At 72.6% G+C, this 25510-nt stretch carries 24 protein-coding genes; 23 read left to right on the top strand and 1 reads right to left on the bottom strand.

Features of this window, described 5'->3' with window-relative positions:
• Positions 1–93 precede the first annotated feature (93 nt).
• The 3 genes from ABD644_RS01930 (at position 94) to ABD644_RS01920 (ending at position 1328) form a co-directional block, all read left to right on the top strand.
• Complete coding sequence (locus tag ABD644_RS01930; protein ID WP_344686796.1) at positions 94–732, top strand: hypothetical protein; 639 nt, start codon at positions 94–96, stop codon at positions 730–732.
• 66 nt (positions 733–798) lie between these two features.
• Positions 799–951: a hypothetical protein gene (locus tag ABD644_RS01925; protein WP_344686795.1), complete on the top strand. Its 153-nt coding sequence runs from the start codon at positions 799–801 to the stop codon at positions 949–951.
• A 119-nt stretch (positions 952–1070) separates the two neighbouring features.
• Entirely contained in the window at positions 1071–1328 is a 258-nt protein-coding gene (locus tag ABD644_RS01920) for a hypothetical protein (RefSeq protein WP_344686794.1), read from the top strand.
• A gap of 31 nt (positions 1329–1359) precedes the next feature.
• Here the strand turns inward: ABD644_RS01920 and ABD644_RS01915 are convergent, their stop codons facing one another.
• Positions 1360–2625 carry an isochorismate synthase gene (locus ABD644_RS01915; RefSeq protein ID WP_344686793.1) on the bottom strand — a complete coding sequence of 422 codons (1266 nt, stop codon included), beginning with the start codon at positions 2623–2625 and terminating at the stop codon, positions 1360–1362.
• Between the two features lie 35 nt (positions 2626–2660).
• Between ABD644_RS01915 and ABD644_RS01910 the strand changes: the two genes are divergently transcribed.
• From ABD644_RS01910 to ABD644_RS01815, 20 genes are all read left to right on the top strand, one after another.
• Positions 2661–3380: a demethylmenaquinone methyltransferase gene (locus tag ABD644_RS01910; RefSeq protein WP_344686792.1), complete on the top strand. Its 720-nt coding sequence runs from the start codon at positions 2661–2663 to the stop codon at positions 3378–3380.
• The gene (locus ABD644_RS01905) at positions 3380–4258 is read left to right on the top strand and encodes a DNA polymerase beta superfamily protein (protein WP_344686791.1); all 879 of its coding nucleotides are present in this window, start codon (positions 3380–3382) and stop codon (positions 4256–4258) included. The genes ABD644_RS01910 and ABD644_RS01905 overlap by 1 nt, the downstream gene beginning before the upstream one ends.
• Before the next feature lie 147 nt (positions 4259–4405).
• Positions 4406–5932, top strand: coding sequence for an HNH endonuclease signature motif containing protein (locus ABD644_RS01900; protein ID WP_344686790.1), 1527 nt, complete (start codon positions 4406–4408; stop codon positions 5930–5932).
• A gap of 17 nt (positions 5933–5949) precedes the next feature.
• Positions 5950–6588, top strand: a complete 639-nt coding sequence (locus tag ABD644_RS01895; protein WP_344686789.1) for a GNAT family N-acetyltransferase — start codon at positions 5950–5952, stop codon at positions 6586–6588.
• Between the two features lie 153 nt (positions 6589–6741).
• Complete coding sequence (locus ABD644_RS01890) at positions 6742–8058, top strand: geranylgeranyl reductase family protein (RefSeq protein ID WP_425547357.1); 1317 nt, start codon at positions 6742–6744, stop codon at positions 8056–8058.
• A gap of 109 nt (positions 8059–8167) precedes the next feature.
• Positions 8168–8530, top strand: a complete 363-nt coding sequence (locus ABD644_RS01885) for an NADH-quinone oxidoreductase subunit A (protein ID WP_344686788.1) — start codon at positions 8168–8170, stop codon at positions 8528–8530.
• A 27-nt stretch (positions 8531–8557) separates the two neighbouring features.
• On the top strand, positions 8558–9250 hold the full coding sequence (locus tag ABD644_RS01880) for a NuoB/complex I 20 kDa subunit family protein (protein ID WP_425547356.1): 693 nt from the start codon (positions 8558–8560) through the stop codon (positions 9248–9250).
• Positions 9247–9984, top strand: a complete 738-nt coding sequence (locus ABD644_RS01875) for an NADH-quinone oxidoreductase subunit C (RefSeq protein WP_344686787.1) — start codon at positions 9247–9249, stop codon at positions 9982–9984. Before ABD644_RS01880 ends, ABD644_RS01875 begins: the two co-directional genes overlap by 4 nt.
• A gap of 13 nt (positions 9985–9997) precedes the next feature.
• Complete coding sequence (locus ABD644_RS01870; protein WP_344686786.1) at positions 9998–11320, top strand: NADH-quinone oxidoreductase subunit D; 1323 nt, start codon at positions 9998–10000, stop codon at positions 11318–11320.
• 35 nt (positions 11321–11355) lie between these two features.
• Positions 11356–12270, top strand: a complete 915-nt coding sequence (nuoE, locus tag ABD644_RS01865; RefSeq protein WP_344686785.1) for an NADH-quinone oxidoreductase subunit NuoE — start codon at positions 11356–11358, stop codon at positions 12268–12270.
• Positions 12271–12273: 3 nt separating this feature from the next.
• On the top strand, positions 12274–13602 hold the full coding sequence (nuoF, locus tag ABD644_RS01860) for an NADH-quinone oxidoreductase subunit NuoF (protein ID WP_344686784.1): 1329 nt from the start codon (positions 12274–12276) through the stop codon (positions 13600–13602).
• Positions 13599–16073, top strand: coding sequence for an NADH-quinone oxidoreductase subunit G (locus ABD644_RS01855; protein ID WP_344686783.1), 2475 nt, complete (start codon positions 13599–13601; stop codon positions 16071–16073). The genes nuoF and ABD644_RS01855 overlap by 4 nt, the downstream gene beginning before the upstream one ends.
• The gene (nuoH, locus tag ABD644_RS01850; protein ID WP_344686782.1) at positions 16070–17542 is read left to right on the top strand and encodes an NADH-quinone oxidoreductase subunit NuoH; all 1473 of its coding nucleotides are present in this window, start codon (positions 16070–16072) and stop codon (positions 17540–17542) included. The genes ABD644_RS01855 and nuoH overlap by 4 nt, the downstream gene beginning before the upstream one ends.
• Complete coding sequence (gene nuoI, locus ABD644_RS01845) at positions 17535–18158, top strand: NADH-quinone oxidoreductase subunit NuoI (protein ID WP_344686781.1); 624 nt, start codon at positions 17535–17537, stop codon at positions 18156–18158. Before nuoH ends, nuoI begins: the two co-directional genes overlap by 8 nt.
• Positions 18155–19009 (top strand): NADH-quinone oxidoreductase subunit J, encoded by an 855-nt coding sequence (locus tag ABD644_RS01840; protein ID WP_344686780.1) that lies wholly within the window; start codon positions 18155–18157, stop codon positions 19007–19009. The genes nuoI and ABD644_RS01840 overlap by 4 nt, the downstream gene beginning before the upstream one ends.
• Complete coding sequence (nuoK, locus tag ABD644_RS01835) at positions 19006–19305, top strand: NADH-quinone oxidoreductase subunit NuoK (protein WP_344686778.1); 300 nt, start codon at positions 19006–19008, stop codon at positions 19303–19305. Before ABD644_RS01840 ends, nuoK begins: the two co-directional genes overlap by 4 nt.
• Positions 19306–19321: 16 nt before the next feature.
• A complete protein-coding gene (gene nuoL, locus ABD644_RS01830) occupies positions 19322–21226 on the top strand; it encodes an NADH-quinone oxidoreductase subunit L (protein ID WP_344686777.1) in 1905 nt (634 codons plus the stop codon).
• Between the two features lie 31 nt (positions 21227–21257).
• A complete protein-coding gene (locus ABD644_RS01825) occupies positions 21258–22859 on the top strand; it encodes an NADH-quinone oxidoreductase subunit M (RefSeq protein WP_344686776.1) in 1602 nt (533 codons plus the stop codon).
• Complete coding sequence (gene nuoN / locus ABD644_RS01820) at positions 22856–24415, top strand: NADH-quinone oxidoreductase subunit NuoN (protein WP_344686775.1); 1560 nt, start codon at positions 22856–22858, stop codon at positions 24413–24415. The genes ABD644_RS01825 and nuoN overlap by 4 nt, the downstream gene beginning before the upstream one ends.
• On the top strand, positions 24415–25470 hold the full coding sequence (locus ABD644_RS01815; protein WP_344686774.1) for a polyprenyl synthetase family protein: 1056 nt from the start codon (positions 24415–24417) through the stop codon (positions 25468–25470). The genes nuoN and ABD644_RS01815 overlap by 1 nt, the downstream gene beginning before the upstream one ends.
• Positions 25471–25510: the final 40 nt, after the last annotated feature.

Raw genomic sequence — 25510 nt, 5'->3', positions numbered from 1 at the left:
GCGGTTCCCTCGACGGGGGCCTGCGGTTGCCCCCGCATCGTCCTTGCTGTCACCGGGACCGTCCGGACCCGGCCAGTCGAGGAGAACGACGTCATGAACAGCAGCATCAGCCCCCTGCGCCGCCTCGCGGTGACCGGAGCGATGATCGGTGCCGCGGTGTTCGGCTCCGTGGCCCTCGCTCCCGCCGCGTCCGCTGACGAGTCGGCCCCCGTCGTGGAGGCCCCCGTCGTGGAGGCCCCGCTCGTCGAGGCACCCGCCGAGGCACCCGTCGCGGAGGCCCCGGTCGTGGAGGCCCCGGTCGTGGAGGCTCCCGTCGTGGAGGCCCCGGTCGCGCAGGCCCCGGTCGCGCAGACCGCTCCTGCTCCCGCCCCGGCCCCCGTCGTCGAGCCCGCGCCGGCCCCCGCGCCCCCGCCGGTCATCTACGACAAGAACGGCAAGCCGCTGAAGGCCCCCGAGGCGTGCACCGCCAAGGACCTCGACGAGCACGCCAAGCAGTCGGCCCAGGCCGGCCGGCTGGCCGCGGCGTTGAACTCGGCTGCGGTCAAGCTCCACGATGCCGCCACCAAGCTCCGCGGCCAGGCCGCGAAGTCGTCGACCTCGATGGCGCGGATGCTGAACGCCGTCGCCAACGGCTCGGACGCGGCCGCCCGGCTGCTCGAGCAGCGCGCGGCGCAGCTCCTCGCCGACTCCGCCGTCCTGCACTGCATCCCGGAGGGCGGCGGCCGGTTCTGACCGGCCGAGCCTGATTCCCGACCTGACCAGCGACGACCGTCGACCCCCGCAGACAGGAGACCGGAGATGAGCACCGTGCCCGCCCGCATCATCGCCGCGCTCCGCCTCACGGGAGTCACGGTCGTCCTGGCCGCGGGGATCGCCGGCTTCGCCACCGTCGACACGGCCCCCGGCCCGGCGCCGGTCCAGCTCGACCTGGCCGTCGTCACCGCCGGCTGACCGCCGGCCGGACCTTGCGTCGTTCTTGCGGTTCCCGCGCGGGAACCGTGCGGACGGTCGCGGATCGTCGTCTCCGAGACGGAGTCCACCCCGGACTCCCCAGCACTGGAGGTACTGCCATGAACCGCATCGCATCGACCATCGCGGCCGCCGGCATCGTCCTGTTCGGCAGCGTCGCGCTGGCCCCCGCCGCCTCGGCGGCTCCGGTCCAGGACGGTCCGAGCTACGTGATCGACGGGCCGAGCAACGGCAAGGGCCCGGCCGCCTTCATCGTCACCGACCACGGCCGTGTCCCGGTCTTCTTCTGCATCGCGGACTCGAAGGCCCACGCCAAGAAGTGCACGCCGATCGGCGACGACAGCAGCGGCCGCTTCTGAGCGGCGCGCTGGGAGGGGCTCGGGGAGGGGATCAGCCCTCCAGGGCGGCCTGGAACGCGGCGAACTTCGACTGCGTCTCGGCCAGCTCGGCGACCGGGTCCGACCCGGCGACGATCCCGCAGCCGGCGAAGAGCCGGGCGCCGTTCGATCCGGTCAGCTCCGCGCAGCGCAGCGCGAGACCGAACTCGCCGTCGCCCCGGGCGTCCAGCCAGCCGACCGGCCCGGCGTAGCGCCCGCGGTCCATGCCCTCCAGCTCGGCGATCAGCGCCGCGGCGTCCGGGGTCGGCGTCCCGCACACGGCCGCCGTCGGGTGCACGGCGCCGACGAGCTCCAGGAGCCCGGCCCGGCCGCGCGACCCGCTGCGGCGCTGCGTGCCGACGACGTCGCTGGCCAGGTGCCGGACGTTGGCCAGCGTGAGCAGCTCCGGCTCGGCCGGTGCCGTCAAGCGGGTGCAGTAGGGCTCGAGGGCGCGCACCAGCGAGTCGACCGCCAGCTCGTGCTCGGCGCGGTCCTTGGCCGAGCCGATCAACCCGGCGGCCAGACGCTCGTCCTCGGCGCCCGCGCCCCGGGGGGCGGTCCCGGCGAGCACCCGCGCCGAGAGCTCCCGGCCGGTCCGGCGCAGCAGCAGCTCGGGGGTGGCGCCGAGCAGCCCGTCGACGGAGAAGGTCCAGCAGTCGGGGAACCGGTCGGCCAGGCGACGCAGCAGGCGGCGCGGGTCGAGCGGCGCGTCCGCGGAGACGAGCAGGTCCCGGGCGAGGACCACCTTGGCCAGGTCACCGGCCGTGATCCGCTGCACCGCGTCGGCGACGGCTGCGCACCAGGTGGCCGGGTCCAGCGCACCGTCGGCGTACCGCAGTCGCAGGGCCGGACCCTCGTCGGGCAGGTCCACCGCTGCCACGGCGCGGGGGTCGATCGCGCCGGTCGCCGTCACCCAGCCCACGCCGTCCCGGCGGCCCACCACGACCTCGGGGACGACGAACACCGACGTCCCGGCGGTCGGGTCGAACGCGATGCTGGCGAACAGGACCGGGCCCGACCCGGGCAGCCCGATCTCGTCGTCGACGTCGAGGTCCGCGGTGTACTCCGCCCACCACCGCGCGGCGTCGGCCAGCGCGGTCGGACCCGACACCTCCAGGCGGGCGGCCTCGCCCCACCCGACGAGCCCCTCGCCGTGGCGCACCCAGGAGAGCGCCCCGTCGGCCGGCAGCAGCCCCAGCAGCTCCCCGGCGGCGTCCGCCCGCACCGTGCTCACCGTGCGCGCCGGGGCGTCCGGCGAGGTCAGGGCGGCCGCAGTCACCGCCCCAGCGTAGGAGGCTCTGTAGCGTCCTCGCCGTGGGAGACCGGGGAGAGGATGCGCACAGCGCCGGCCTGCGGGCCGGCCTGGACAAGCGGCCGGCCGACGTGGCCGCGATGTTCGACCGGGTCGCCCGCCGCTACGACCTGACCAACACGGTGCTCTCGGGCGGGCGCGACGCCGCCTGGCGACGGGCCACCCGGGAGGCGCTGGACCCCCGGCCGGGGCAGACGATCCTCGACGTCGCCGCAGGCACGGCGGTCTCGACGGTGGAGCTGGCCGCCGGGGGCGCCAGCGCGATCGCGTGCGACTTCTCCCAGGGGATGCTCCGGGCCGGGGCCGCGCGTCCGGTGCCCAAGGTGGCCGGAGACGCGATGGCACTGCCCCTGGCCGACGAGAGCGTCGACGGCGTCGTCATCTCCTTCGGGCTGCGCAACGTCGCCGACCCGGATGCCGCGCTGCGCGAGTTCCGGCGGGTCACCCGGCCCGGCGGGACGCTGGTCGTCTGCGAGTTCTCCAGCCCCACCTGGGCGCCGTTCCGGACCGTCTACACCGAGTACCTGATGCAGGCGCTGCCCCGGATCGCCCGCGCCGTCAGCAGCAACCCCGAGGCCTACGTCTACCTGGCGGAGTCGATCCGGGCCTGGCCCGACCAGGCCGCGCTGGCGGGGCGCATCCAGGCAGCCGGCTGGTCCGACGTCGCCTGGCGCAACCTGACCGGCGGGGTCGTCGCCCTGCACCGCGCCCGCCGTTCCTGATGGTCGAGCCCGCGGTCGTCCTGAGGACCCGATCCCTTCCTTCGGCGTACGACCATCCGCACGCCTCCGACGAGGCGAGGCTGATCGCCGAGCGCGGCACGGTGCTGCGCGCGCAGGTCGGCTCCGGTGTGCACGGCACGTCTCTCAGCGGCCAGGACGACCGCGACGAGCTGGGGCTCTGCCTAGAGCCGCCGCAGTTCGTGACCGGTGTGGCGCGCGTCCCCGCTGGGCTTTCTCGGACGCGCACGGTGGCGTTCGAGCAATTCCATCGGCACACGGCGTGGGACCGGCCGGGCGGACTCGCCAACCGTTCCGGCGCCGGCGATCTCGACGTCGTCATCTACTCGGCCCGCAAGTGGGCGCGGCTCGCGATGGACGGCAATCCGTCGGTCCTCCTGCTGCTCTTCGTGCCTGACGAAGAGGTCGTGTATCGCGACGCCGTGGGCGTCGAGCTGACCGCGAACGCGCATCGGTTCGTCTCCCGTCTGGCCGGGAATCGATTCCTCGGGTATCTGCAGGCGCAGAAGGCCGCCATGACCGGCGAGGTGGGGGCGCATACCAACCGACCCGAGCTGGTCGCGCAGCACGGCTACGACACGAAGTACGCGATGCATGCGCTGCGCCTCGGGTTCCAGGGGATCGAGCTGCTGAGCACGGGGAGGATCAGCCTTCCCGTGCCCGAGCCCGAGCGGGCATACCTGCGCTCCGTGCGGCGGGGAGACCTGCCGCTCGCCGAGGTGTTGGCGGCGGTGGATGACGTCGAAGTGCGGCTGACCGCCCTCCAGGACAGCTCGGCGGTCCCTCCGGAGCCGGACCGGGCGTGGGTCGACGACTGGCTGCACCGCTCCTACCAGTGGTTCTGGTCGACGCTGCCGTAGCGGTCTGGCGGTCGTTCTCGTGCTGTGCGGTTCTGCAGAACCCCCACTCCACGTGACCGACCCGCAGAGCGGGGAGCCTGGGCCCGTGGGCTGAAACCGCTGGCCAGGCGGCCGATTTCTGTCGTACCCCCGGCATAGCGTGGGGGCATGTTCCCTCCGGGTGCGTTCGGTGTCGGCGTGACCGTCGCCGAGCTGCGCCCCGCGCTACGGGACGACGTCGCCGTGCCGGCCGGGGTCGTGCGACGGCCGTCGCGGCTCGGCGACCTGCTGCCGGTGGGGCTGATGACCCCGGAGGAGAAGGCGAGCCAGCTCCAGCGGGTGGAAGAGGTGGAGGCGGCCCTGGCCGCGTTCAAGGCGGAGCTGGTGGTGGGGCTGGCCACCGACCGGCCCGCCCGCGACGACCGCCGACGCGGGCAGGTGGGTGCGGCGTCGGGGGAGTGGGCGGCGACGCTGCTGGACGAGGACGTGTCGGAGTTCTTCCCCGACGAGCTGGCCCTGGTGCTGAACTGTTCGCGGGCGGCGGCCACGCGGCTGTGGGAGGGCTCGACGACGCTGCTGCGTCGGCTGCCGGCCACCTGGGCCGCGCTGGCCGATGGGGCGCTGGACTGGTCGCGGGCGCGCGCGATCGCCGCCGAGCTGGGCTGGCCGGCCCGCGAGTCCCCCGACGACGTGGTGGCCGCGGTAGAGGCGGCGGTGCTGCCGCAGGCCGGTGGGTTGTCGATCACACGGCTGCGCGCGCTGGTGCGGCGGGAGCTGATCAAGGCCGACCCGGCCGCCGCCGACCGGCGCCGGAAGCAGGCCGAGCAGGCCGCGGACGTCACGGTGCGCGGTGTCGGTGACGGCATGGGCGAGCTGCGGGCCACGATGCCGCTGCCGGCCGCCTCGGAGATCCGCGCCCGGGTCGATGCGCACGCCCGGGCGCTGAAGAAGGCCGGCGACCCGCGCCCGCTCGGGCAGGTGCGCTCTGCGGTCCTGCACGACTTCGTGACCAGACCCGAGCACGAGTGGCCGACGGTGAGCGCGCACGTGGAGGTGGTCGCCTCCCTCGACACGCTGGAGTCCGGCGCGGCCGGGGCGCCGGGCGTGGGCACCGACCCGGTGCTGGTGGACGGCGAGCCGGTCACCGCTGCCCTGGCGCGGGCGATCCTCGAGCGCCTCGACGCGCTGTGTCCCGGCGGGCTGCAGGCGCCCGCCGACGGCACCCTCGTGCTCTCGGTCACCGATGACGACGGGCGGCTGCTGGCCTCCGTCACCCGCCGCGAACTGGAGACCGCCGTGCGTCGCGGCGAAGGCCTCGGGTGCCCGCCGGCCGTCGACCGGTACGCGCACACGCCCGCCCAGGAACGGTTCCTGCGCACCCGCGACCGCACCTGCCGGCACCCCGGCTGCAGCAACCGCGCCGGCTGGGCCGACATCGACCACGTCGTCCCGCACGCCCACGGTGGAGCGACCGACTGCACCAACCTGTGCTGCCTGTGCCGGCGGCACCACCGGCTCAAGACATTCGCAGTGGGCTGGCTCCACGTCATGACACCCGACGGCGTCCTCACGGTGACGACGCCCAGCGGGGTCACCCGCGTCAGCCGACCGCCGGGCATGCGTCCCGACGACGACGGCGTGCTGCGCGTGACCGCCGAACGCGCGCCCCCGATCGACGACCCGCCGCCGTTCTGACCGGCAGGATCGGGGGCGTGCTCGCGACCATCCTGCCCACCGGCGAGCCGCTCGTGGGGGAGGCGGTGCGGCTCGACCCGCTGACCGAGGCCGACGTCCCCGAGCTGTTCCCGCTGCTCGCCGATCCGGCTCTCTACGCGTCCGGATACGTCATGCACCGTCGGCCGGTGTCGGTCGAGGACGCCCTGGCCCTGGCCCGCGAGCGGTTCCTTCCGGCGGGGCCACCAGACGGCCGGGGTGGTGGTCGGACGGTCTACGCCGTCCGGCTGGCCACCGACGGCGGCCTCGGCCCGGCCGGGACGCTCGTGGGCACGTCGGCCCTGCTCGAGGCCCATCTGGGCAACGAGAGCATCCACCTGGGCTCGACGATCTACGGCCGTCGCTGGTGGGGGACGCGCGTGAACCCCGAGGCGAAGCTGCTCCTGCTGACCCACTGCTTCGAGGTCTGCGGCTTCGGGCGCGTGAAGATCCAGACCGACGCGCGCAACACCCGGTCGCAGGCCGCGATCGCCCGGCTCGGGGCGCGCCGCGAGGGCATCCTGCGGCGGGATCAGCGACGCGAGGACGGCAGTTTCCGCGACACGGTCGTCTTCAGCGTGCTCGTCGACGAGTGGCCCGAGGTCAAGGCGGGGCTGCAGGCCCGGCTGCGCGAGTAGCGACCCGCGAGTTCCCGGGGGCGCTGTTCCGTGGCTCACACCCGCACGTAGACTCGAACCCGGAAGCCTTGTGAAGGTTTTCACAAGCTCGGTTGTCACGAGCTCGGATGTCATGAGCGAGCGCGGTGTTCGGTGCGGGAGGGGGCGGCCAGAGTGCCCGGAGCCACGGCGGGTCTGCCCCGCGGCTCCGACGTCTCCGCCGACCTCCCTGCGGATGGCTCCGCGGATGTCCTGGTGGTCGGGGCCGGGCCGGCCGGCTCGAGTGCCGCCTACTGGTTGGCTCGTTCCGGGCTCGACGTCGTGGTCCTCGAGAAGGCCGCGTTCCCGCGCGAGAAGGTCTGCGGCGACGGCTTGACGCCGCGCGGTGTCAAGGCGCTCGAGGACATGGGCATCGACACCTCGCCGGGCGCCGGCTGGGTCCGGCACAAGGGCCTGCGCGTGCACGGCGGCGGTCAGGTCGTCGAGGTCGACTGGCCGCAGCTCTCCCGCTGGCCCGACTACAGCCTGGTCCGCCCGCGCAGCGAGCTCGACGCGATGCTCGCCCGCCACGCCGAGGACGCCGGAGCGCGGCTGCACACCGGGGTGACCGTCACCGAGCCGCTGCTCGACGACGCCGGCCGCGTCGCGGGGGTGCGGGCGCAGGCCGGCCCCGGCCGCGAGCCGGTGACCTGGCGAGCCCCCCTGGTCGTGTCCGCCGAGGGACTCTCCGGTCGGCTGGCGAAATCGCTCGGCCTGGTGCGCCGCGAGGACCGCCCGCTCGGCATCGCGGTGCGTCGGTACGTCCGCACCAAGCGCACCGCCGACGATTACCTCGACATCTCCTTCGACCTGTCCGCGCAGGGCCCGACCCGGGACTCGATGCCCGGCTACGGCTGGGTGTTCGGCATGGGCGACGGCACGGCGAACGTCGGTTTCGGACTGCTCGACACCCGGCGCGGCACGGGTGCCGACCACCGCGAGACCCTCCGACGTTGGTTGGACACGTTCCCGGCCGGTGAGCAGCTGGGCGAGGAGCACGCGGTGACCCCGCTGCGCGGTGCCGGACTCCCCATGGCGCTGCACCGCCAGCCCGCCTACAGCCGGGGGCTGCTGCTGGCCGGCGACTCAGCCGGCACGGTCAACCCGTTCAACGGCGAAGGCATCAGCTACGCGATGGAGACCGGCCGGATGGCCGCCGAGGCCGCGACCGACGCACTCGCCGTCCCCGACGGCCCGGCACGGGAGGCCGTCCTGCGCCGGTACCCGGAGCGGCTGCGCGCCGCGTACGGGCGGCACCACCGGCTGGGCATGGGCTTCCTCGCGCTGCTCGCCCGCCCCGACGTCGTCCGGTTCGCTACGGCGCACGGCCTCAAGCGTCCGGTGCTGGTGAACGCGGCACTGCGCCTGATGGGCAACCTCACCGACGGGCGCGACGGTGACGGCATCGACCGCGCGGTCGCCGCGCTCACCCGACTGGCCCCGGCGGTCTGAGCATGAACGGGACCGTGCTGGAGATCACACACCGGAAACATGTCGACACACTGCGTGAGCAGACCTCGCCTGCGCGGACCGTGATCGGCCTCACCGTAGGGTCGCACTGATGCTCTCGATCTATGCCCCGATCATCGGGCTGTTCGCGCTGGCCGCCGCGTTCGCGGTGTTCTCGGTCGCCGCGGCCCCCTTCATCGGGCCTCGCCGATACAACCGCGCCAAGCTCGACGCGTACGAGTGCGGGATCGAACCGGTCGACCAGCCGCTGACCGGCGGCCGCTTCCCGGTGAAGTACTACCTGACGGCGATGCTGTTCATCGTCTTCGACATCGAGATCGTCTTCCTCTACCCGTGGGCCGTCGCCAACGACGCGCTCGGCGTCTTCGGGCTGGTCGAGATGGTCGTCTTCATCGCCACCGTGTTCATCGCCTACGCCTACGTGTGGCGCCGTGGCGGGCTCGAGTGGGACTGACCGCAGTGACGAGGGTGGAGTACTGACATGGGACTCGAGGAGAAACTGCCCAGCGGGGTCCTGCTGACCACGGTGGAGAAGCTGGTCAACTGGACGCGCAAGTCGTCGCTGTGGCCGGCCACGTTCGGCCTGGCCTGCTGCGCCATCGAGATGATGGCGTCGGGCGCCGGCCGCTACGACCTGGCCCGCTTCGGCATGGAGGTCTTCCGCGCCTCGCCGCGCCAGGCCGACCTGATGATCGTCGCCGGGCGGGTGAGCCAGAAGATGGCGCCGGTCCTGCGGCAGATCTACGACCAGATGCCCGAGCCGCGCTGGGTGCTCTCGATGGGCGTCTGCGCCAGTTCCGGCGGCATGTTCAACAACTACGCGATCGTGCAGGGCGTCGACCACATCGTTCCGGTGGACATGTACCTGCCCGGCTGCCCGCCGCGGCCGGAGATGCTGATGGACGCGATCCTCAAGCTGCACCACAAGATCCAGAACGAGCCCCTCGGCGCCAAGCGCGCCCGCCAGCTGGCGCGTGCGCAGGCCGAGGGCACGGCGACGGAGCTGCACGTCGAGATGCCCTCGACCGTCCGCGCGGACAAGAAGCTGCGCCGCGCCTACGAGGAGGCCGCGGCCGAGGGCCGCACCGGCCAGTTCCTCATCGAGCAGCGCGACGGCAACGCCGTCCTGCTGCCCGAAGATCGGCCGACCGGGCTCGGGAAGGCATGGCGATGACGGGTCCTGGGGACCGCAGCGGCATGGAGCCGGCGCAGGGCGTGGACGCCCCCTCCGGTGGCTTCCGCAAGGGCTCGTTCGGCGTCAGCGGCAGCGGTGACACCTCCGGCTTCGGCGGCCTCGTCCGCGTCGAGCCCGGCGGTGCCGTCGCGCTGCACTCCACCGAGCGGCCTTACGGCGGGTACTTCGACGAGGTCACCGACGCGCTGATCGAGGCGGTCGGCGAGAAGGTCTACGCGGCGGCCGTCGTCCGTGTGCTGGTCGACCGCGGCGAGATCACCTACTTCGTCACCCGTGAGCACCTGCTGACCCTCGTCCAGGCCCTGCGCGACGACGAGGCGCTGCGCTTCGAGCTGTGCAGCAGCGTCTCCGGGGTCGACTACCTCGACAGCGGCGGCCCGGTCACCGGGCCCGACCGCCCCCGCCTGCACGTCGTCTACCACCTGACGTCGATGACCTACCGCCGCCGGATCCGGCTCGAGGTCGCCGTCACGGCCGAGGACCCGCACGTTCCGTCGGTGACCGCCGTCTACCCCACGGCGGACTGGCACGAGCGCGAGACCTGGGACATGTTCGGCATCGTGTTCGACGGACACCCGGCGCTCACCCGGATCCTCATGCCCGACGACTGGGACGGGCACCCGCAGCGCAAGGACTACCCGCTGGGCGGCGTCCCCGTGGAGTACCACGACGCCACCATCCCGCCGCCGGACACGCGCCGGGCCTACCGGTGATCGGGGAGATCTCATGACCACCACCTCCGACCCGTACGCCGGCTCCCGGGAGACCACCGAGGGGCGCGTCTACACCGTCACCGGCGGCGACTGGGACCTGACGTTCGGCGCGGACCCGCACGGCGAGGAACGCCTCGTCGTCAACATGGGTCCGCAGCACCCCTCGACGCACGGCGTCCTCCGCCTGGTCCTCGACCTCGAGGGCGAGACGGTGACCAAGGCGCGCGTCGTCATCGGCTACCTGCACACCGGGATCGAGAAGAACACCGAGTACCGCACCTGGACGCAGGGCACGACCTTCGTGACCCGGATGGACTACCTGTCCCCGCTGTTCAACGAGGCCGGCTACTGCCTGGCGGTCGAGAAGCTGCTCGGGGTCGAGGCGCCGCCGCGCGCCCAGACGATCCGCGTCCTGGTGATGGAGCTCAACCGGATCGCCTCGCACCTGGTCGCGCTGGCCACCTTCGGCATGGAGATGGGTGCGCTCACCGGCATGACCAACGGGTTCCGCGAGCGGGAGATGATCCTCGACCTGCTCGAGGAGATCACCGGCCTGCGCATGAACCACGCCTACATCCGGCCCGGTGGCCTGGCGCAGGACCTGCCCGAGGGCGCGGTCGAGCACGTGCGCGAGTTCCTGAAGATCATGCCGGGGCGGGTGGCCGACTTCCACAAGCTGCTCACCGGCAACCCGATCTGGCAGGCGCGGCTCAAGGACGCCGGGTACCTCGACGTCACCGGCTGCGTGGCGCTCGGCGTCACCGGGCCCATCCTCCGTGCCGCCGGCCTGCCGTGGGACCTGCGCAAGGTCGAGCCGTACCTGGGCTACGAGACCTACGACTTCGAGGTGCCGACCGCCGACACCTGCGACGCCTGGGGCCGCTACCTGGTGCGCATGGCCGAGGTGAACGAGTCGCTCAAGCTCATCGCCCAGGCCCTCGACCGGCTCGAGCCCGGTCCGGTCATGGTCGAGGACAAGAAGATCGCCTGGCCCGCCCAGCTGTCCCTCGGCGCCGACGGCATGGGCAACTCGCTCGAGCACGTGCGGCACATCATGGGCCAGTCGATGGAGGCCCTGATCCACCACTTCAAGCTGGTCACCGAGGGCTTCCGCGTCCCGGCCGGCCAGGTCTACGTGCCGATCGAGTCGCCCCGCGGCGAGCTCGGCTACCACGTGGTCAGCGACGGGAGCACGCGCCCGTGGCGCGTGCACGTCCGCGAGCCCAGTTTCGTGAACCTGCAGGCGACCGCGGCCATGAGCGAGGGCGGCATGATCGCCGACGTCATCGCCGCGATCGCCTCGATCGACCCCGTGATGGGTGGAGTAGACCGCTGATGAGTGCACTTCCTGGTTCCGCTGAGGGGACTGCGGTGACGGGGCTCGACTCGAGCCCGGTGGAGCCCGCAGCGCTCGACCTGCCGCCGCTGACCGAGCAGACCCGCCTCGAGGCGCGCGAGATCATCGCCCGCTACCCGGTGGCCCGCTCGGCGCTGCTGCCGATGCTGCACCTCGTGCAGTCCGTGCAGGGCTACGTCTCGCCGGAGGGGGTGACCTTCTGCGCCGAGGAGCTGGGCCTGACCAAGGCCGAGGTCGGCGCGGTCGCGACCTTCTACACGATGTACAAGCGCCGTCCGACCGGTCGGCACCTGGTGAGCGTCTGCACCAACACGCTGTGCAGCGTGCTGGGCGGCCAGCGGATCATGGACGCCCTGTCCGACGACCTCGGCGTCCACCACGACGAGACGACGGCCGACGGCTCGATCACGCTCGAGCACGCCGAGTGCCTCGCGGCCTGCGACTACGCCCCGGTCGTGACCGTCGACTACGAGTTCTACGACCAGCAGGACGTCGAGAGCGCCCGGGAACTGGTCGCGGCGCTGCGCCGCGGCGAGAAGCCGCTGCCCACCCGCGGCGCCCCGCTCACCGACTTCAAGGGCATCTCCCGCCAGCTGGCCGGGTTCTCCCAGCACCCGGACGCCGGCGCCGCGCGCGCCGCCGTCGACCACCCCGGCGAGTACGGGCCCACCCTGGTCGGGCTGCGGCTGGCCGAGGAGCGCGGCGAGTCAGCTCCCGCGATGCCGCGGTCGGCGTCCTCCTCCTCGAGTGCCAGGGCCGCCGAGGCGGCCGGCGTCGAGTCCGCGAAGCGCGGTGAGCCCGAGCCGTCCGGCCGCGACACCGGCCGACGGGGCACCGGCACCGACACACCTGCGGGACAGGAGCCGGGCACTGGTGGTCAAGGCCCCGCCACCCCACCTCCCTCGGCCCCGGCTCCCGGGAAGGCCTGACACATGCCTCTCACCCCTGTCCTCACCACCCGCTGGGGCGCCGAGCAGTCCTGGCGGCTGGCGACCTACGAGCGCATGGAGGGCTACAGCGCCCTGCGCACCGCCCTGTCGATGGCGCCTGACGAGCTCGTCAGCATGGTCAAGGACTCCGGGCTGCGCGGTCGCGGCGGCGCCGGTTTCCCGACCGGCATGAAATGGAGCTTCATCCCGCAGCCCAAGCCGGGGGAGACGCCCACCGGCCCGGCCGCGATGCCCAAGTACCTCGTGGTCAACGCCGACGAGGGCGAGCCGGGCACCTGCAAGGACCTGCCGCTGATGATGGCCGACCCGCACTCGCTGATCGAGGGCGTGATCATCTCCTCGTTCGCGATCCGCTCGCACTTCGCCGTCATCTACGTCCGCGGCGAGGCCGTGCACGCGCACCGCCGGCTCGTGGCCGCCGTCGAGGAGGCCTACGCGGCCGGCTACCTCGGCACCGACATCCTCGGCTCGGGCTACGACCTGGACCTGGTCGTGCACGCCGGCGCCGGCGCCTACATCTGCGGCGAGGAGACGGCGCTGCTCGACTCGCTCGAGGGCTACCGCGGCCAGCCCCGGCTCAAGCCGCCGTTCCCCGCCGTCGCCGGGCTCTACGGCGCCCCGACGGTCATCAACAACGTCGAGACGCTGGCCAGCGTGCCGTTCGTCGTCCGCGGCGGCGCCGACTGGTTCAAGGAGTTCGGCCCGGAGAAGTCGCCCGGCCCGAAGATCTACTCGCTGTCCGGCCGCGTCGTGAAGCCCGGCCAGTACGAGGCCCCCATGGGCACCACGATGCGCGAGCTGCTCGAGATGGCCGGTGGCATCCGGCCCGGGCACGAGCTGAAGTTCTGGACGCCGGGCGGCTCGTCGACCCCGTACTTCACCGCGGAGCACCTCGACGTCCCGCTGGACTTCGACTCGGTCGCGGCCGCGGGCTCCATGCTCGGCACGACCGCGCTCATGGTGTTCGACGAGACCGACTCGATCGTCGAGGCGACCCTGCGGTTCACCGAGTTCTACGCGCACGAGAGCTGCGGCAAGTGCACCCCGTGCCGGGAGGGCACCTACTGGCTGGTGCAGATCCTGGACCGGATCGCGGGCGGTCGGGGCACCGCGCAGGACCTCGAGACCCTGCTCGACACCTGCGACAACATCCTGGGCCGCGCCTTCTGCGCGCTCGGTGACGGCGCGACGAGCTGCATCACCAGCTCGTTGCAGTACTTCAAGGACGACTACGTGGCCCTGCTGCCCCCGGAGGAGCAGGCCCGGCTGGGCCGGCGCCTCCCGATCGAGCCCGTCGGAGCCGCATCGTGACGACGACACCTGCTGCGCCGCAGCCATCCCCGGCGGTCCCACCGGGCGCGCCCGGACCGCACACACCGCCCGACGCCGTGCACTGCACGATCGACGGCTTCGAGGTCGCCGTCCCCAAGGGGACGCTGATCATCCGGGCCGCCGAGCAGATCGGCGTGCAGATCCCACGGTTCTGCGACCACCCGCTGCTCGAGCCGGTCGGTGCCTGCCGCCAGTGCCTGGTCGAGGTCGAGGGCCAGCGCAAGCCCGCGGCCTCGTGCACCGTGCCGGTCACTGAGGGCATGGTGATCAGGACGCAGCTGACCAGCGAGGTCGCGGACAAGGCGCAGCAGGGCACCATGGAGCTGCTGCTGATCAACCACCCGCTCGACTGCCCGGTGTGCGACAAGGGCGGCGAGTGCCCGCTGCAGAACCAGGCGATGAGCAACGGCCGGGCCGAGAGCCGCTTCGTCGACGTCAAGCGGACCTACCCCAAGCCGCTGGCCATCAGCAGCGAGATCCTGCTCGACCGCGAACGCTGCGTGCTCTGCGCCCGCTGCACCCGGTTCTCCCAGCAGGTCGCCGGCGACCCGTTCATCGAGCTGTTCGAGCGCGGCGCGCTCGAGCAGGTCGCCATCTACGAGGACGAGCCGTTCGAGAGCTACTTCTCCGGCAACACCACGCAGATCTGCCCGGTCGGCGCCCTGACCAGCGCCCAGTACCGCTTCCGTGCGCGGCCGTTCGACCTGCGCAGCGAACCGAGCGTCTGCGAGCACTGCGCGTCGGGCTGCGCCCAGCGCACCGACTACCGCCGCGGCAAGGTCACGCGGCGGCTGGCCGGCGAGGACCCCGAGGTCAACGAGGAGTGGAACTGCGACAAGGGGCGGTTCGCCTTCCGCTACGCCACGTCCAACGCCCGGCTCACCACGCCGCTGGTGCGGGGTGCCGACGGCGAGCTGCACCCGGCGTCCTGGCCCGAGGCCTGGGCCGCGGCGGCCGCCGGCCTGCTCCTCGCCCGTGACGAGGGAGGCGTCGGCGTGCTGCCCGGCGGTCGGCTGACCGTCGAGGACGCCTACGCCTACGCCAAGTTCGCCCGCGTCGCGCTCGGCACCAACGACGTCGACGCCCGCGCCCGCGCCCACTCCGCCGAGGAACTGGCGTTCCTGGGGGCGGCCGTCGCCGGCAGCGGCCCCGCCACCGGGGCGGTCACCTACGACGACCTGTCCCACGCCTCCTCGGTGCTGCTGGCCGGCTTCGAGCCGGAGGAGGAGTCGCCGATCGTCTTCCTCCGCCTGCGCCGCGCCGTCCGCACCCGCGGTCTGCCGGTGTTCGACCTGGCCCCGTTCGCCACCCGCGCGGACGAGAAGCTGCAGGCCACGGTGCTGACCACCCTGCCCGGGGCCGAGGCGCAGTCGCTGCGCGCGCTGACCGACGGCAGCTGGGGTGGCGCGGCGCCCGACGCCCTCAGGAAGCCCGGTGCGATCGTGCTGGCCGGCGAGCGGCTGGCCGAGGTGCCCGGTGCGTTCTCCGCGCTGCTCGCGCTGTCCCGGGAGACCGGCGCGCGCGTCGCGTGGGTGCCCAGGCGGGCGGGGGAGCGGGGCGCGGTCGAGGCCGGCGCCCTGCCGAGCCTGCTGCCCGGTGGCCGCTCCGTCGGCGACGCCGCCGCCCGCGCCGAGGTCGCCGAGCGGTGGGGGATCGACATCGCGGAGGTGCCCAGCACCCCCGGGCGCGACCTCACCGCGATCCTCACCGCCGTCCGCGACGGGGAGCTTCCCGGCCTGCTCGTCGGCGGCGTCGACCCGGCCGACCTGCCCGACCCGGCGCTGGCCGCGGCGGCGCTGGAGGCCGCGGACTTCGTGGTGAGCCTGGAGATGTTCCCGACCGCGGTCACCGCCGTCGCCGACGTCGTCCTGCCGGTGGCTGCGGCCGCCGAGAAGGCCGGTACCTACCTGGACTGGGAAGGCCGGCCGCGGTCGTTCGACGCCACGCTGCACGGCACCGGGCAGCTCCCCGACAGCCGGGTGCTGCAGGGGCTCGCCGACGAGATGGACGCCGACCTGCGGCTGCCCACGCCCGAGGCCGCCCGCGCGGAGATCGCCGCGCTGGGCACCGCGCGACGCCTGGGCGAGGGGGTCGGCCTCGACGTCCGGCCGGTGGCCGCGCCCTCGCTGGGTGCCGACGAGGCCGTGCTCGCCACCTGGCGGCAGCTGCTCGACGTCGGCACGTTGCAGGCCGACGAGCCCGAGCTCGCCGGGACCGCCCGGCCCGCCGTCGCCCGGATCGGCGTCGAGGCCGCCGCCCGGCTGGGCCTCGCCGACGGCGACCGGCTCACCGTCAGCGGCGCGACCGGGTCGGTCAGCCTGCCGGTCGCGATCACCGCCATGCCCGACCAGGTGGTGTGGCTGCCGATGAGATCACCGGGCAGCGAGGTGCGGGCCCAGCTCGGCGCCGGTCCCGGTGGCGTGGTGCGACTGTCGGGAGACGCGCGATGAACATCCTGGCCGCACGCGACCAGCCCACGCTCGAGGACTTCGGCGGCGACGTCTGGTGGATCGTGGTCATCAAGGTGGTCGGCATCTTCGCGGTGCTGGTCCTGATGACGCTGTTCGCGATCGTCTTCGAGCGCAAGGTCGTCGCGCGCATGCAGCAGCGGATCGGCCCCAACCGGGTCGGCCCGCGCGGCTACCTGCAGAGCCTGGCCGACGGCCTGAAGCTGGCGTTCAAGGAAGACATCATGCCGGCGCTGGCCGACAAGCCCGTCTACTTCCTGGCCCCGATCATCGCCGCGATCCCCGCGTTCCTGGCGTTCTCGGTCATCCCGCTCGGTCCGACGGTGAGCATCTTCGGTGAGCGCACCCCGCTGCAGCTGACCGACGCCCCGATCGGCGTGCTGATCGTGCTGGCCTGCTCGGCCATGGGTGTGTACGGGATCGTGCTGGCCGGCTGGGCCTCGGGCTCGACGTACCCGCTGCTCGGAAGCCTCCGCAGCGCCGCGCAGATGGTCAGCTACGAGATCGCGATGGGACTGTCGATCGTCGCGGTGTTCCTCTACGCCGGGACGATGTCGACGTCGGAGATCGTCGCCGCCCAGGCCGACGGCAACCAGCTGTCGTTCTTCGGGCTCGAGTTCACCGGCCCGAGCTGGTTCGCCGTCCTGCTGCCGGTCTCGTTCGTCATCTACGCGATCGCCGTGGTCGGCGAGACCAACCGAGCGCCCTTCGACCTCGCCGAGGCCGAGAGCGAGCTCGTGGGTGGCTTCCACACCGAGTACTCGTCGCTGAAGTTCGCGCTGTTCTTCCTCGCCGAGTACATCAACATGGTCACCGTCTCGGCGCTGGCCGCGACCCTCTTCCTCGGCGGCTGGCGGGCCCCGTGGCCGATCTCGATCTGGGACGGCGCGAACACCGGCTGGTGGCCGCTGCTCTGGTTCTTCCTCAAGGTCGTCGTCGCGCTGTTCGTCTTCATCTGGCTGCGCGGCACCCTGCCCCGCCTGCGGTACGACCAGTTCATGCACTTCGGGTGGAAGGTGCTGGTCCCCACCGCGCTGGTGTGGATCCTCGCCGTCGCCACCATGCGCACGGTCTCCCGCGAGGCCGACCTCTCCACCGGCGAGGTCGCGCTCTACGTGGGCGTCCCGATCGCGATCCTGGTCCTCGCCGCCCTGTGGGTCGCCGGACGGGCGGCCAACAAGGACACCCGCCTGGCGGCCGCGGAGGCGGCGGCCGGGTCCAACCACCCGACCGAGCCCGAGGTGCTGCCCCCGACCGGGCCGCGCCGTCGGCCCACGGGCGGGCCGAGCCGGTCCGCGGGCGGCTTCCCGATCCCGCCGATGGACCTGAAGGTGCCGCCGTCGCCGCGGCTGCGGCGGCAGCCGGTCGCGTCCGACGGCAGCGCGGTGGTCGGCACCGGCCGCCGCGGGGCGCCCCGCACGACGACAACCCAGGAGGACGGCGATGTCTGACCGCAACCCCGCCCGCAGGTCGGGGGGCGAGGTCGAGCGCGCGACCGGGCAGACCCACTCGACGCCGGCCGCGCCGCGGAGCTTCCTGCCGGCGCCGGCACAGGGCTTCGGGGTCACCTTCGCGCAGATCTTCCGCAAGGTGACCACCGAGCAGTACCCGTTCGAGCCCAAGGTGACCAAGCCGCGCTACCACGGGCGGCACGTGCTCAACCGGCACCCCGACGGCCTGGAGAAGTGCGTCGGCTGCGAGCTGTGCGCCTGGGCGTGCCCGGCCGACGCCATCTACGTCGAGGGCGGCGACAACACCGAGGACGCCCGATTCTCGCCCGGTGAGCGCTACGGCGCCGTCTACCAGATCAACTACCTGCGCTGCATCTTCTGCGGGCTGTGCATCGAGGCCTGCCCGACGCGGTCGCTGACGATGAGCAACGACTTCGAGCTGGCCGACGACAACCGGCAGGACCTGATCTACACCAAGGAGCAGCTGATGGCTCCGCTGCTGCCCGGCATGGAGGCTCCGCCGCACCCGATGCGCCTGGGCGACGACGAGAAGGACTACTACCTGCGCGTGCCGGGCTCCTCGCCGGCCGAGCCGGTCACCGAGGAGAAGGTATGAGCCTCCTCGCCGCGGCTGCGGACACCCAGGTCGTGATCGGGGGTGCCGAGGAGGTCGTCTTCTGGATCCTCGGCCCGGTCGCGCTGGCCGGTGCGCTCGGGATGGTGTTCAGCAAGAACGCCGTCCACTCGGCGCTGTGGCTGGTGCTGACGATGCTGTCGCTGGGCGTCTTCTACGTCGTCCAGGAGGCGCCGTTCCTCGGCGCGGTGCAGATCATCGTCTACACCGGCGCGATCATGATCCTGTTCCTGTTCGTCCTGATGATGGTCGGCCGGGACTCGTCGGACTCCGTCGTCGAGACGCTGCGCGGCCAGCGGGTCGCCGCCACGGTGCTCGGCGTCGGCTTCGCCGGGCTGGTCGGCGCGGGCATCGCCCGCGCCACCGAGGACCTGCCGGTCGTCGGCCTCGCCGAGGCCCAGGCCGATGCCGCCGGCGGGGAGGGCGGGAACATCCCGGCGATCGCCGAGCTGCTGTTCACCCGGTACCTGCTGGCGTTCGAGGTCACCAGCGCCCTGCTCATCACCGCCGCCGTCGGCGCGATGGTGCTCGCCCACATCGAGCGCGAGCCCGGCACGCGGCGCACCCAGAAGGAGCTGTCGAAGGCCCGGTTCCTCGACAACCCCCGGCCGCAGACGCTGCCCGGTCCGGGCGTCTACGCCCGCGGCAACTCGGTGGCCGCGCCGGCGCTGCTGCCCGACGGGACCGTCACCGAGGAGAGCTTCGCCACCGGGGTCGAGCCCCAGGAGATCGAGCAGATGCCGCGGCCCACCGGGCGCGGGCAGCTCGGCTCGCCCGACGGGGCGCTCGGCACCCTCGACCCCGCGCCCCTGGACGGAGGCCGTCAGTCATGACACTGACCCACTACCTGGTGCTCGCGGCGATCCTCTTCACGATCGGCGCCGTCGGCGTGCTGGTCCGCCGCAACGCGATCGTCGTGTTCATGTGCGTCGAGCTGATGCTCAACTCGGTGAACCTGACGCTGGTCACGTTCGCGCGGTCCACCGGCACCATCGACGGCCAGATCATGGCCTTCTTCGTGATGGTCGTCGCGGCCGCCGAGGTCGTCATCGGCCTGGCCATCATCATGTCGATCTACCGGACCCGCCGGTCCGCGTCCGTCGACGACGCCAACCTGCTGAAGTACTGACGGGGACCCCGACACCATGGAAACGCTGCCCGCCGAGGGTCTGCTCGCCTCCTCCTGGCTGCTGATCGCGCTGCCGCTCGTCGGCGCCGCGGTGCTGCTGCTCGGCGGTCGGCGCACCGACCGCTGGGGCCACCTGCTGGGGACGGCGACCGTCGTCGCCGCCTTCGTGCTCGGCCTCCTCTACACGTTCGAGCTGTCCGGGCTGCAGGAGCCCCGGGTCTCGGTCGACCTCTTCACGTTCATCTCCTCCGGCGACCTCGACGTCCGCGCCGGCCTGCTCTACGACCCGCTGTCGGCTGCGTTCGTGCTGCTGATCACCGGCGTCGGCTCGCTGATCCACGTCTACTCGATCGGCTACATGGCGCACGACCCCGCGCGCCGCCGGTTCTTCGCCTACCTCAACCTGTTCGTCGCGGCGATGCTCCTGCTGGTCCTCGGCAACAGCTTCGTCGCGCTGTACGTGGGCTGGGAGGGCGTCGGCCTGGCGTCCTACCTGCTGATCGCGTTCTGGTACACCCGCCCGGCGGCCGCCACCGCGGCGAAGAAGGCGTTCATCATGAACCGGGTCGGCGACGTCGGCCTGGCCCTGGCGATCTTCCTGATGTTCGCCCAGCTGGGGACGACCGACTACGACGGCGTCTTCGGCGAGATCGGCACCCTGGCCGGCGGCACCGTCACCGCCATCGGGCTGCTGCTGCTGCTCGGCGCGTGCGGCAAGTCCGGCCAGTTCCCGCTGCAGGCGTGGCTCCCCGACGCCATGGAGGGCCCCACCCCGGTCTCGGCGCTGATCCACGCCGCGACCATGGTCACGGCCGGCGTCTACCTGATCGCCCGCTGCGCGCCGATCTACGACGAGACCCCGACCGCGCGCACCGTCGTGCTGGCCGTGGGCGCGCTGACGCTGCTCATCGGCGCGATCGCCGGCTGCGCCTACGACGACATCAAGAAGGTGCTGGCCTACTCGACGGTCAGCCAGATCGGCTACATGTTCCTGGCCGTGGGCCTGGGCCCCGCCGGGTACGTCGCGGGCCTGGCGCACCTGTACGCGCACGGCTTCTTCAAGGCCGGCCTCTTCCTCGGTGCCGGGTCGGTCATGCACGCGATGAACGACCAGGTGGACATGCGCCGGTACGGCGGGCTCTGGAAGAAGATGCCGATCACCTTCGCGACGTTCGGCCTCGGCTACCTCGCGCTGATCGGCATCTTCCCGCTGGCCGGCTACTGGACCAAGGACGCGATCATCGAGGCGGCGGTCGACCTCGGCGACGTCTGGGGCTGGGTCCTGGGCGGAGCGGGCATCCTCGGCGCCGGCCTGACGGCCTTCTACATGACCCGGCTGATGCTGATGACCTTCTTCGGCCGCCCGCGGTGGGAGGAGGGCGTGCACCCGCACGAGTCGCCGTCGGTCATGACGGTGCCGATGATCGTGCTCGCCGTCGGGTCGGTCGCCTCCGGCTTCCTGCTGGTCTCGCTGTTCCCGCTCACCGACTGGATGGAGCCGGTGTTCGGTGAGCCGGAGGAGCCCGCGCACGTCATCGCCCCGCTCACCGTCGCGCTGATCGTCACCGCGGTCTCGCTCGTCGGCGTCCTGCTCGCCTGGCTGTTCGTCGGCCGCCGCGAGGTGCCGGTCACCGCGCCGGTGCGGGTCTCGCCGGTCACGCGGGCCGCGCGCAACGCCCTCTACGCCGACACGATCAACGAGTCGCTGTTCATGCGTCCCGGCCAGTGGCTGACCCGCGCGCTGGTGTTCTTCGACAACCGGGGCGTCGACGGCGCCGTCAACGGCATGGCCGCCGCGCTGGGCGGCTCCTCCTCGCGGCTGGGCCGGACGCAGACCGGCTTCGTCCGCACGTACGCGCTGGGCATGCTCGGCGGCGCGGTCCTGGTGGCCGGTGCCCTCCTGGCGGTGACGGCGGGATGACCTTCGTGACTTCTTCCGGAAAGGCCCGCTCGTGAGCGACTTCCCGTTCCTGCTGCTGATGATCGCCGTCCCGGCGATCGGGGCGGCCGTCGTCGCGGGGCTGCCGAAGGGCCGCGACGAGCTCGCCCGGCAGATCTCGCTGGCGCTCAGCGGCGTCGTCCTGCTGCTGGCCGTGCTCGCGACCGTGGCGTTCGACGTCGACGGCGACCGCTTCCAGCTGACCACCGAGTTCGCCTGGATCCCCGACTTCGGTGTCTCCGTGGCCCTCGGCGTCGACGGCATCGCGCTGGTGATGCTGCTGCTCATCGGCGTGCTGGTGCCGATCGTGATCGGTGCCTCGTGGAAGGACACCGCAGCGGGCATCGGTGACGTGGCGACCGACCGGCGCTCGATGAAGGCCTACTTCGCCTGGCTGCTGCTGCTCGAGGCGATGATGGTCGGCGTCTTCGCCGCGACCGACGTCTTCCTCTTCTACGTCTTCTTCGAGGCGATGCTCGTCCCGATGTACTTCATCATCGGCAGCTTCGGTGGTCCGCGCCGGCAGTACGCCGCGGTGAAGTTCTTCCTGTACAGCCTGGTCGGCGGCCTGATCATGCTGGCCGCCGTCATCGGGCTCTACGTGGTCAGCAACAGCCAGCTCGGTGAGGGCACGTTCGCCTTCGACGCGCTGCGTCAGCTCGAGATCGACCCGGGCGTGCAGAAGCTGCTCTTCCTCGGCTTCTTCATCGCCTTCGCGATCAAGGCGCCGCTCGTGCCCTTCCACACCTGGCTGCCTGACTCCGGTTCCGAGGCGCCGATCGGCGGTGCGGTGCTGCTGGTCGGGGTGCTCGACAAGGTCGGCACGTTCGGCTTCCTGCGCTACTGCCTGCCGCTGTTCCCCGACGCCTCGCGGTACTTCGCGCCGTTCGTCCTGGTGCTCGCCGTGATCGGGATCCTCTACGCGGCGCTCCTGGCCATGGGGCAGAGCGACATGAAGCGGCTGGTGTCCTACACGTCGATCTCGCACTTCGGCTTCATCGCGTTGGGCATCTTCGCCTTCACCCACGAGGCCGCGACCGGGGCCGTGCTCTACATGGTCAACCACGGCATCGCGACCGGGCTGCTGTTCCTGGTGGTCGGGATGGTGATCGCCCGCGGCGGATCCCGGCAGATCGGTGACTACGGCGGCCTCGCCGCCGCGGCGCCGCTGCTCGGCGGCGCGTTCCTCGTGGCCGGCCTGGCGTCGCTGGCTCTGCCGGGCACCAACAGCTTCGTCAGCGAGTTCCTGGTGCTCATCGGGTCGTTCCCGTCGCAGCCGGTCTTCACGATCATCGCCACGGTCGGGATCATCCTGGCGGCCCTCTACGTGCTGCTGATGTACCAGCGCACCATGCACGGCCCGCCGCGGGGCGTGCTGCTGCAGACCGACCCGGCCGAGCCCGTCCCGGCCGGGGGCGGCGGGGCGACCGCGCTGGCGACCGCCCCGGCGCGCACCGCTCTGCGGGTGCACGACCTCGACCGGCGCGAGCTGGCGGTCGTCACGCCGCTGATCGCGCTGATCATCGCCCTCGGCGTCTACCCGCAGCCCCTGCTCAACCTGATCGAGCCGGCCGTCGCGGCCACCATGAGCGACCTCGGAGGGTCCGACCGATGATCGAGGCCCCTGACCTCTCCCTGGCGGCGCTGGCCCCGCTGCTGTTCGTCTTCGGCGCGGCCTGCGTCGGGGTGCTCGTCGAGGCGTTCGCGCCGCGCGACGTCCGGCACCCCGTGCAGGTCGCCGTCGCCCTCGTCGGCACCGTCGGCGGCCTGGTCACCACGCTGCTGCTGACCCGCGACTTCGAGAGGTCGACCACTGCGGCCGGCGCGCTGGCGGTCGACGGTCCCGCGCTGTTCCTCCAGGCGACCATCGTCGGTCTCGGCGCACTGGCCATCCTGCTGTTCGCCGAGCGGGCGCTGGACCCCGCCCGGTCGGCGTTCGTCACGTCGGCGGCGGTGCCGGTGGGCAGCCCGCGGGACCGCGACCAGCTCACCTCCGAGCGGGTGCAGACCGAGGTCTACCCGCTGGCCACCTTCGCCATCGGCGGCATGATGCTGTTCGTCGCGGCCAACGACCTGCTGATCATGTTCGTGGCCCTCGAGGTGCTGAGCCTCCCGCTGTACCTGATCAGCGGCCTGGCCCGCCGCCGGCGGCTGCTGTCGCAGGAGGCGGCGGTCAAGTACTTCCTGCTGGGCGCCTTCGCCTCGGCGTTCTTCCTGTACGGCCTCGCCCTCGTCTACGGCGCCACCGGGAGCGTCCGCCTCGGCGCGGTGCGCGACGCCGTCAGCGCCGAGGGGAGCGACGTCCTGCTCGTACTCGGCCTGGGCCTGCTCATCGTCGGCCTGCTGTTCAAGGGCAGCGTCGCGCCGTTCCACACCTGGACCCCCGACGTGTACCAGGGTGCGCCGACGCCGGTGACGGCCTTCATGGCCGCCTGCACGAAGATCGCCGCGTACGGCGCCATCCTGCGCCTGCTCTACGTCGCCTTCGGCACGGAGGAGTGGACGTGGCGGCCGCTGATCTACGGGGTGGCGATCGTCTCGATGATCGTCGGCGCCGTCCTCGGTCTCACCCAGACCGACCTCAAGCGGATGCTCGCCTACTCCTCGATCGCGCACGCCGGGTTCCTCCTCACCGGCGTCATCGGCCTCGGCGCCGGCGGCGAGGGCTCGGGGCTGGCGGCCACGATGTTCTACCTGCTCACCTACGGGCTGACCACCCTCGGCTCCTTCGCCGTCCTCATGCTGGTCCGCGACGGCGACGGCGAGGCCACGCACCTGTCCCAGTGGGCGGGGCTGGCCTCCCGGTCGCCGCTCACGGCGGCGGTCATGAGCCTGTTCCTCCTGGCCCTGGCCGGCATCCCGCTCACCGCCGGATTCACCGGGAAGTTCGCCGTGTTCCGCGCCGCGATCGAGACCGGGGCCTGGCCGCTGGTCCTGGTGGCCCTGCTGGCCAGCGCCGTCGCCGCGTTCTTCTACCTGCGGGTCATCGTGCTCATGTACTTCTCGCCCCCGGCCGGCAACGTCGATGGACGGCAGGCCCCATCCGTCGGCGTGCCCGGCCTGCCGACGACGATCGTCCTGGCGGTCACCGCCACCGCGACGCTGGCGCTGGGCATCGTGCCCGGGGCGGTGCTGAAGCTCGCCGAGCAGGCGGCTAGATTCGTCGGTTGATGACCGGAGCCCGTGCCGCAGTCGAGGGCACCAACGCGCAGGTCCAGCGCCGGATCTCCACGCCTGCCTCGAGCATCGGGGCCTGGCTGCCCGAGGGGCCTCTCGGGGCGTCGCTGGCGGCCGGGCTGGCCGACGTCGAGCGGGAGCTGATCGGGTCGGTCGGCAGCGAGCACCCCTTCATCCGGGAGGCGGCCGGTCATCTCATGGCGGCCGGCGGCAAGCGGTTCCGGCCGATGCTGGCGCTGCTGGCCGCCCAGCTCGGCGACGCCCGGGCGCCCGAGGTGATCCGGGCGGCGGTGGTCTGCGAGCTCACGCACCTCGCCACGCTGTACCACGACGACGTCATGGACGAGGCCGTCGTCCGCCGCGGGGCGCCCAGTGCCAACAGCCGGTGGACCAACAGCATCGCGATCCTGACCGGCGACCTGCTCTTCGCCCGCGCGTCGGACATTTTGGCCGATCTCGGGCCGGAGGCCGTGCGCATCCAGGCCCAGACGTTCGAGCGGCTGGTCACCGGGCAGATCCGGGAGACCGTGGGCGCCGGTGCCGGCGAGGACCCGGTCGACCACTATCTCGCCGTCCTCGCCGACAAGACCGGTTCGCTGGTGGCCACGTCGGCGCGCTTCGGTGCCTCGTTCGCCGGTGTCGAGCCGTCGCTGGTGACCGCGCTGACGGCGTTCGGCGAGGAGGTCGGGGTGGCCTTCCAGATCTCCGACGACCTGCTGGACATCGTCAGCCGGGGAGGCGAGTCCGGGAAGTCCCCCGGCACCGACCTGCGCGAGGGGATCGCCACGCTGCCTGCCCTGTTCGTCCTGGCCGGTGACGACCCCGGGGACGCGCGCCTGCGCCAGCTCGTGTCCGCGCCGGTCACCGACGACGCCGAGCACGCCGAGGCCCTGGCCCTGCTCCGCGCGTCGGACGGGCTCGCCCGGGCGACCGGTGTCCTGCAGGAGTACGCCGACCGCGCCCGCGCCCGGCTGGACGCGGTCCCGGCCGGCGAAGTGCGCGACGCCCTCTCCGCGCTCTGCGATTACGTGGTGACCCGCACCAGCTGACGGCGAACCCGCTGTGATAGGTCTTATGGTCAGACCACAC

It is taken from the genome of Blastococcus jejuensis, from assembly GCF_039534705.1.
Classification (GTDB): Bacteria; Actinomycetota; Actinomycetes; order Mycobacteriales; family Geodermatophilaceae; genus Blastococcus_B; species Blastococcus_B jejuensis.
This window is presented reverse-complemented; position numbering and strand designations above follow the sequence as displayed.

Bases quoted from the DNA above. Each gene is read 5' to 3' on its own strand.
- nuoH (WP_344686782.1), top strand. From the start codon at position 16,070: ATGAACATCCTGGCCGCACGCGACCAGCCCACGCTCGAGGACTTCGGC.
- ABD644_RS01885 (WP_344686788.1), top strand. From the start codon at position 8,168: ATGCTCTCGATCTATGCCCCGATCATCGGGCTGTTCGCGCTGGCCGCC.
- nuoL (WP_344686777.1), top strand. From the start codon at position 19,322: ATGGAAACGCTGCCCGCCGAGGGTCTGCTCGCCTCCTCCTGGCTGCTG.
- ABD644_RS01875 (WP_344686787.1), top strand. From the start codon at position 9,247: ATGACGGGTCCTGGGGACCGCAGCGGCATGGAGCCGGCGCAGGGCGTG.
- ABD644_RS01920 (WP_344686794.1), top strand. From the start codon at position 1,071: ATGAACCGCATCGCATCGACCATCGCGGCCGCCGGCATCGTCCTGTTC.
- ABD644_RS01930 (WP_344686796.1), top strand. From the start codon at position 94: ATGAACAGCAGCATCAGCCCCCTGCGCCGCCTCGCGGTGACCGGAGCG.
- nuoN (WP_344686775.1), top strand. From the start codon at position 22,856: ATGATCGAGGCCCCTGACCTCTCCCTGGCGGCGCTGGCCCCGCTGCTG.
- nuoI (WP_344686781.1), top strand. From the start codon at position 17,535: ATGTCTGACCGCAACCCCGCCCGCAGGTCGGGGGGCGAGGTCGAGCGC.
- nuoF (WP_344686784.1), top strand. From the start codon at position 12,274: ATGCCTCTCACCCCTGTCCTCACCACCCGCTGGGGCGCCGAGCAGTCC.
- ABD644_RS01905 (WP_344686791.1), top strand. From the start codon at position 3,380: ATGGTCGAGCCCGCGGTCGTCCTGAGGACCCGATCCCTTCCTTCGGCG.
- ABD644_RS01925 (WP_344686795.1), top strand. From the start codon at position 799: ATGAGCACCGTGCCCGCCCGCATCATCGCCGCGCTCCGCCTCACGGGA.
- ABD644_RS01900 (WP_344686790.1), top strand. From the start codon at position 4,406: ATGTTCCCTCCGGGTGCGTTCGGTGTCGGCGTGACCGTCGCCGAGCTG.
- ABD644_RS01840 (WP_344686780.1), top strand. From the start codon at position 18,155: ATGAGCCTCCTCGCCGCGGCTGCGGACACCCAGGTCGTGATCGGGGGT.
- ABD644_RS01880 (WP_425547356.1), top strand. From the start codon at position 8,558: ATGGGACTCGAGGAGAAACTGCCCAGCGGGGTCCTGCTGACCACGGTG.
- ABD644_RS01815 (WP_344686774.1), top strand. From the start codon at position 24,415: ATGACCGGAGCCCGTGCCGCAGTCGAGGGCACCAACGCGCAGGTCCAG.
- ABD644_RS01870 (WP_344686786.1), top strand. From the start codon at position 9,998: ATGACCACCACCTCCGACCCGTACGCCGGCTCCCGGGAGACCACCGAG.
- nuoK (WP_344686778.1), top strand. From the start codon at position 19,006: ATGACACTGACCCACTACCTGGTGCTCGCGGCGATCCTCTTCACGATC.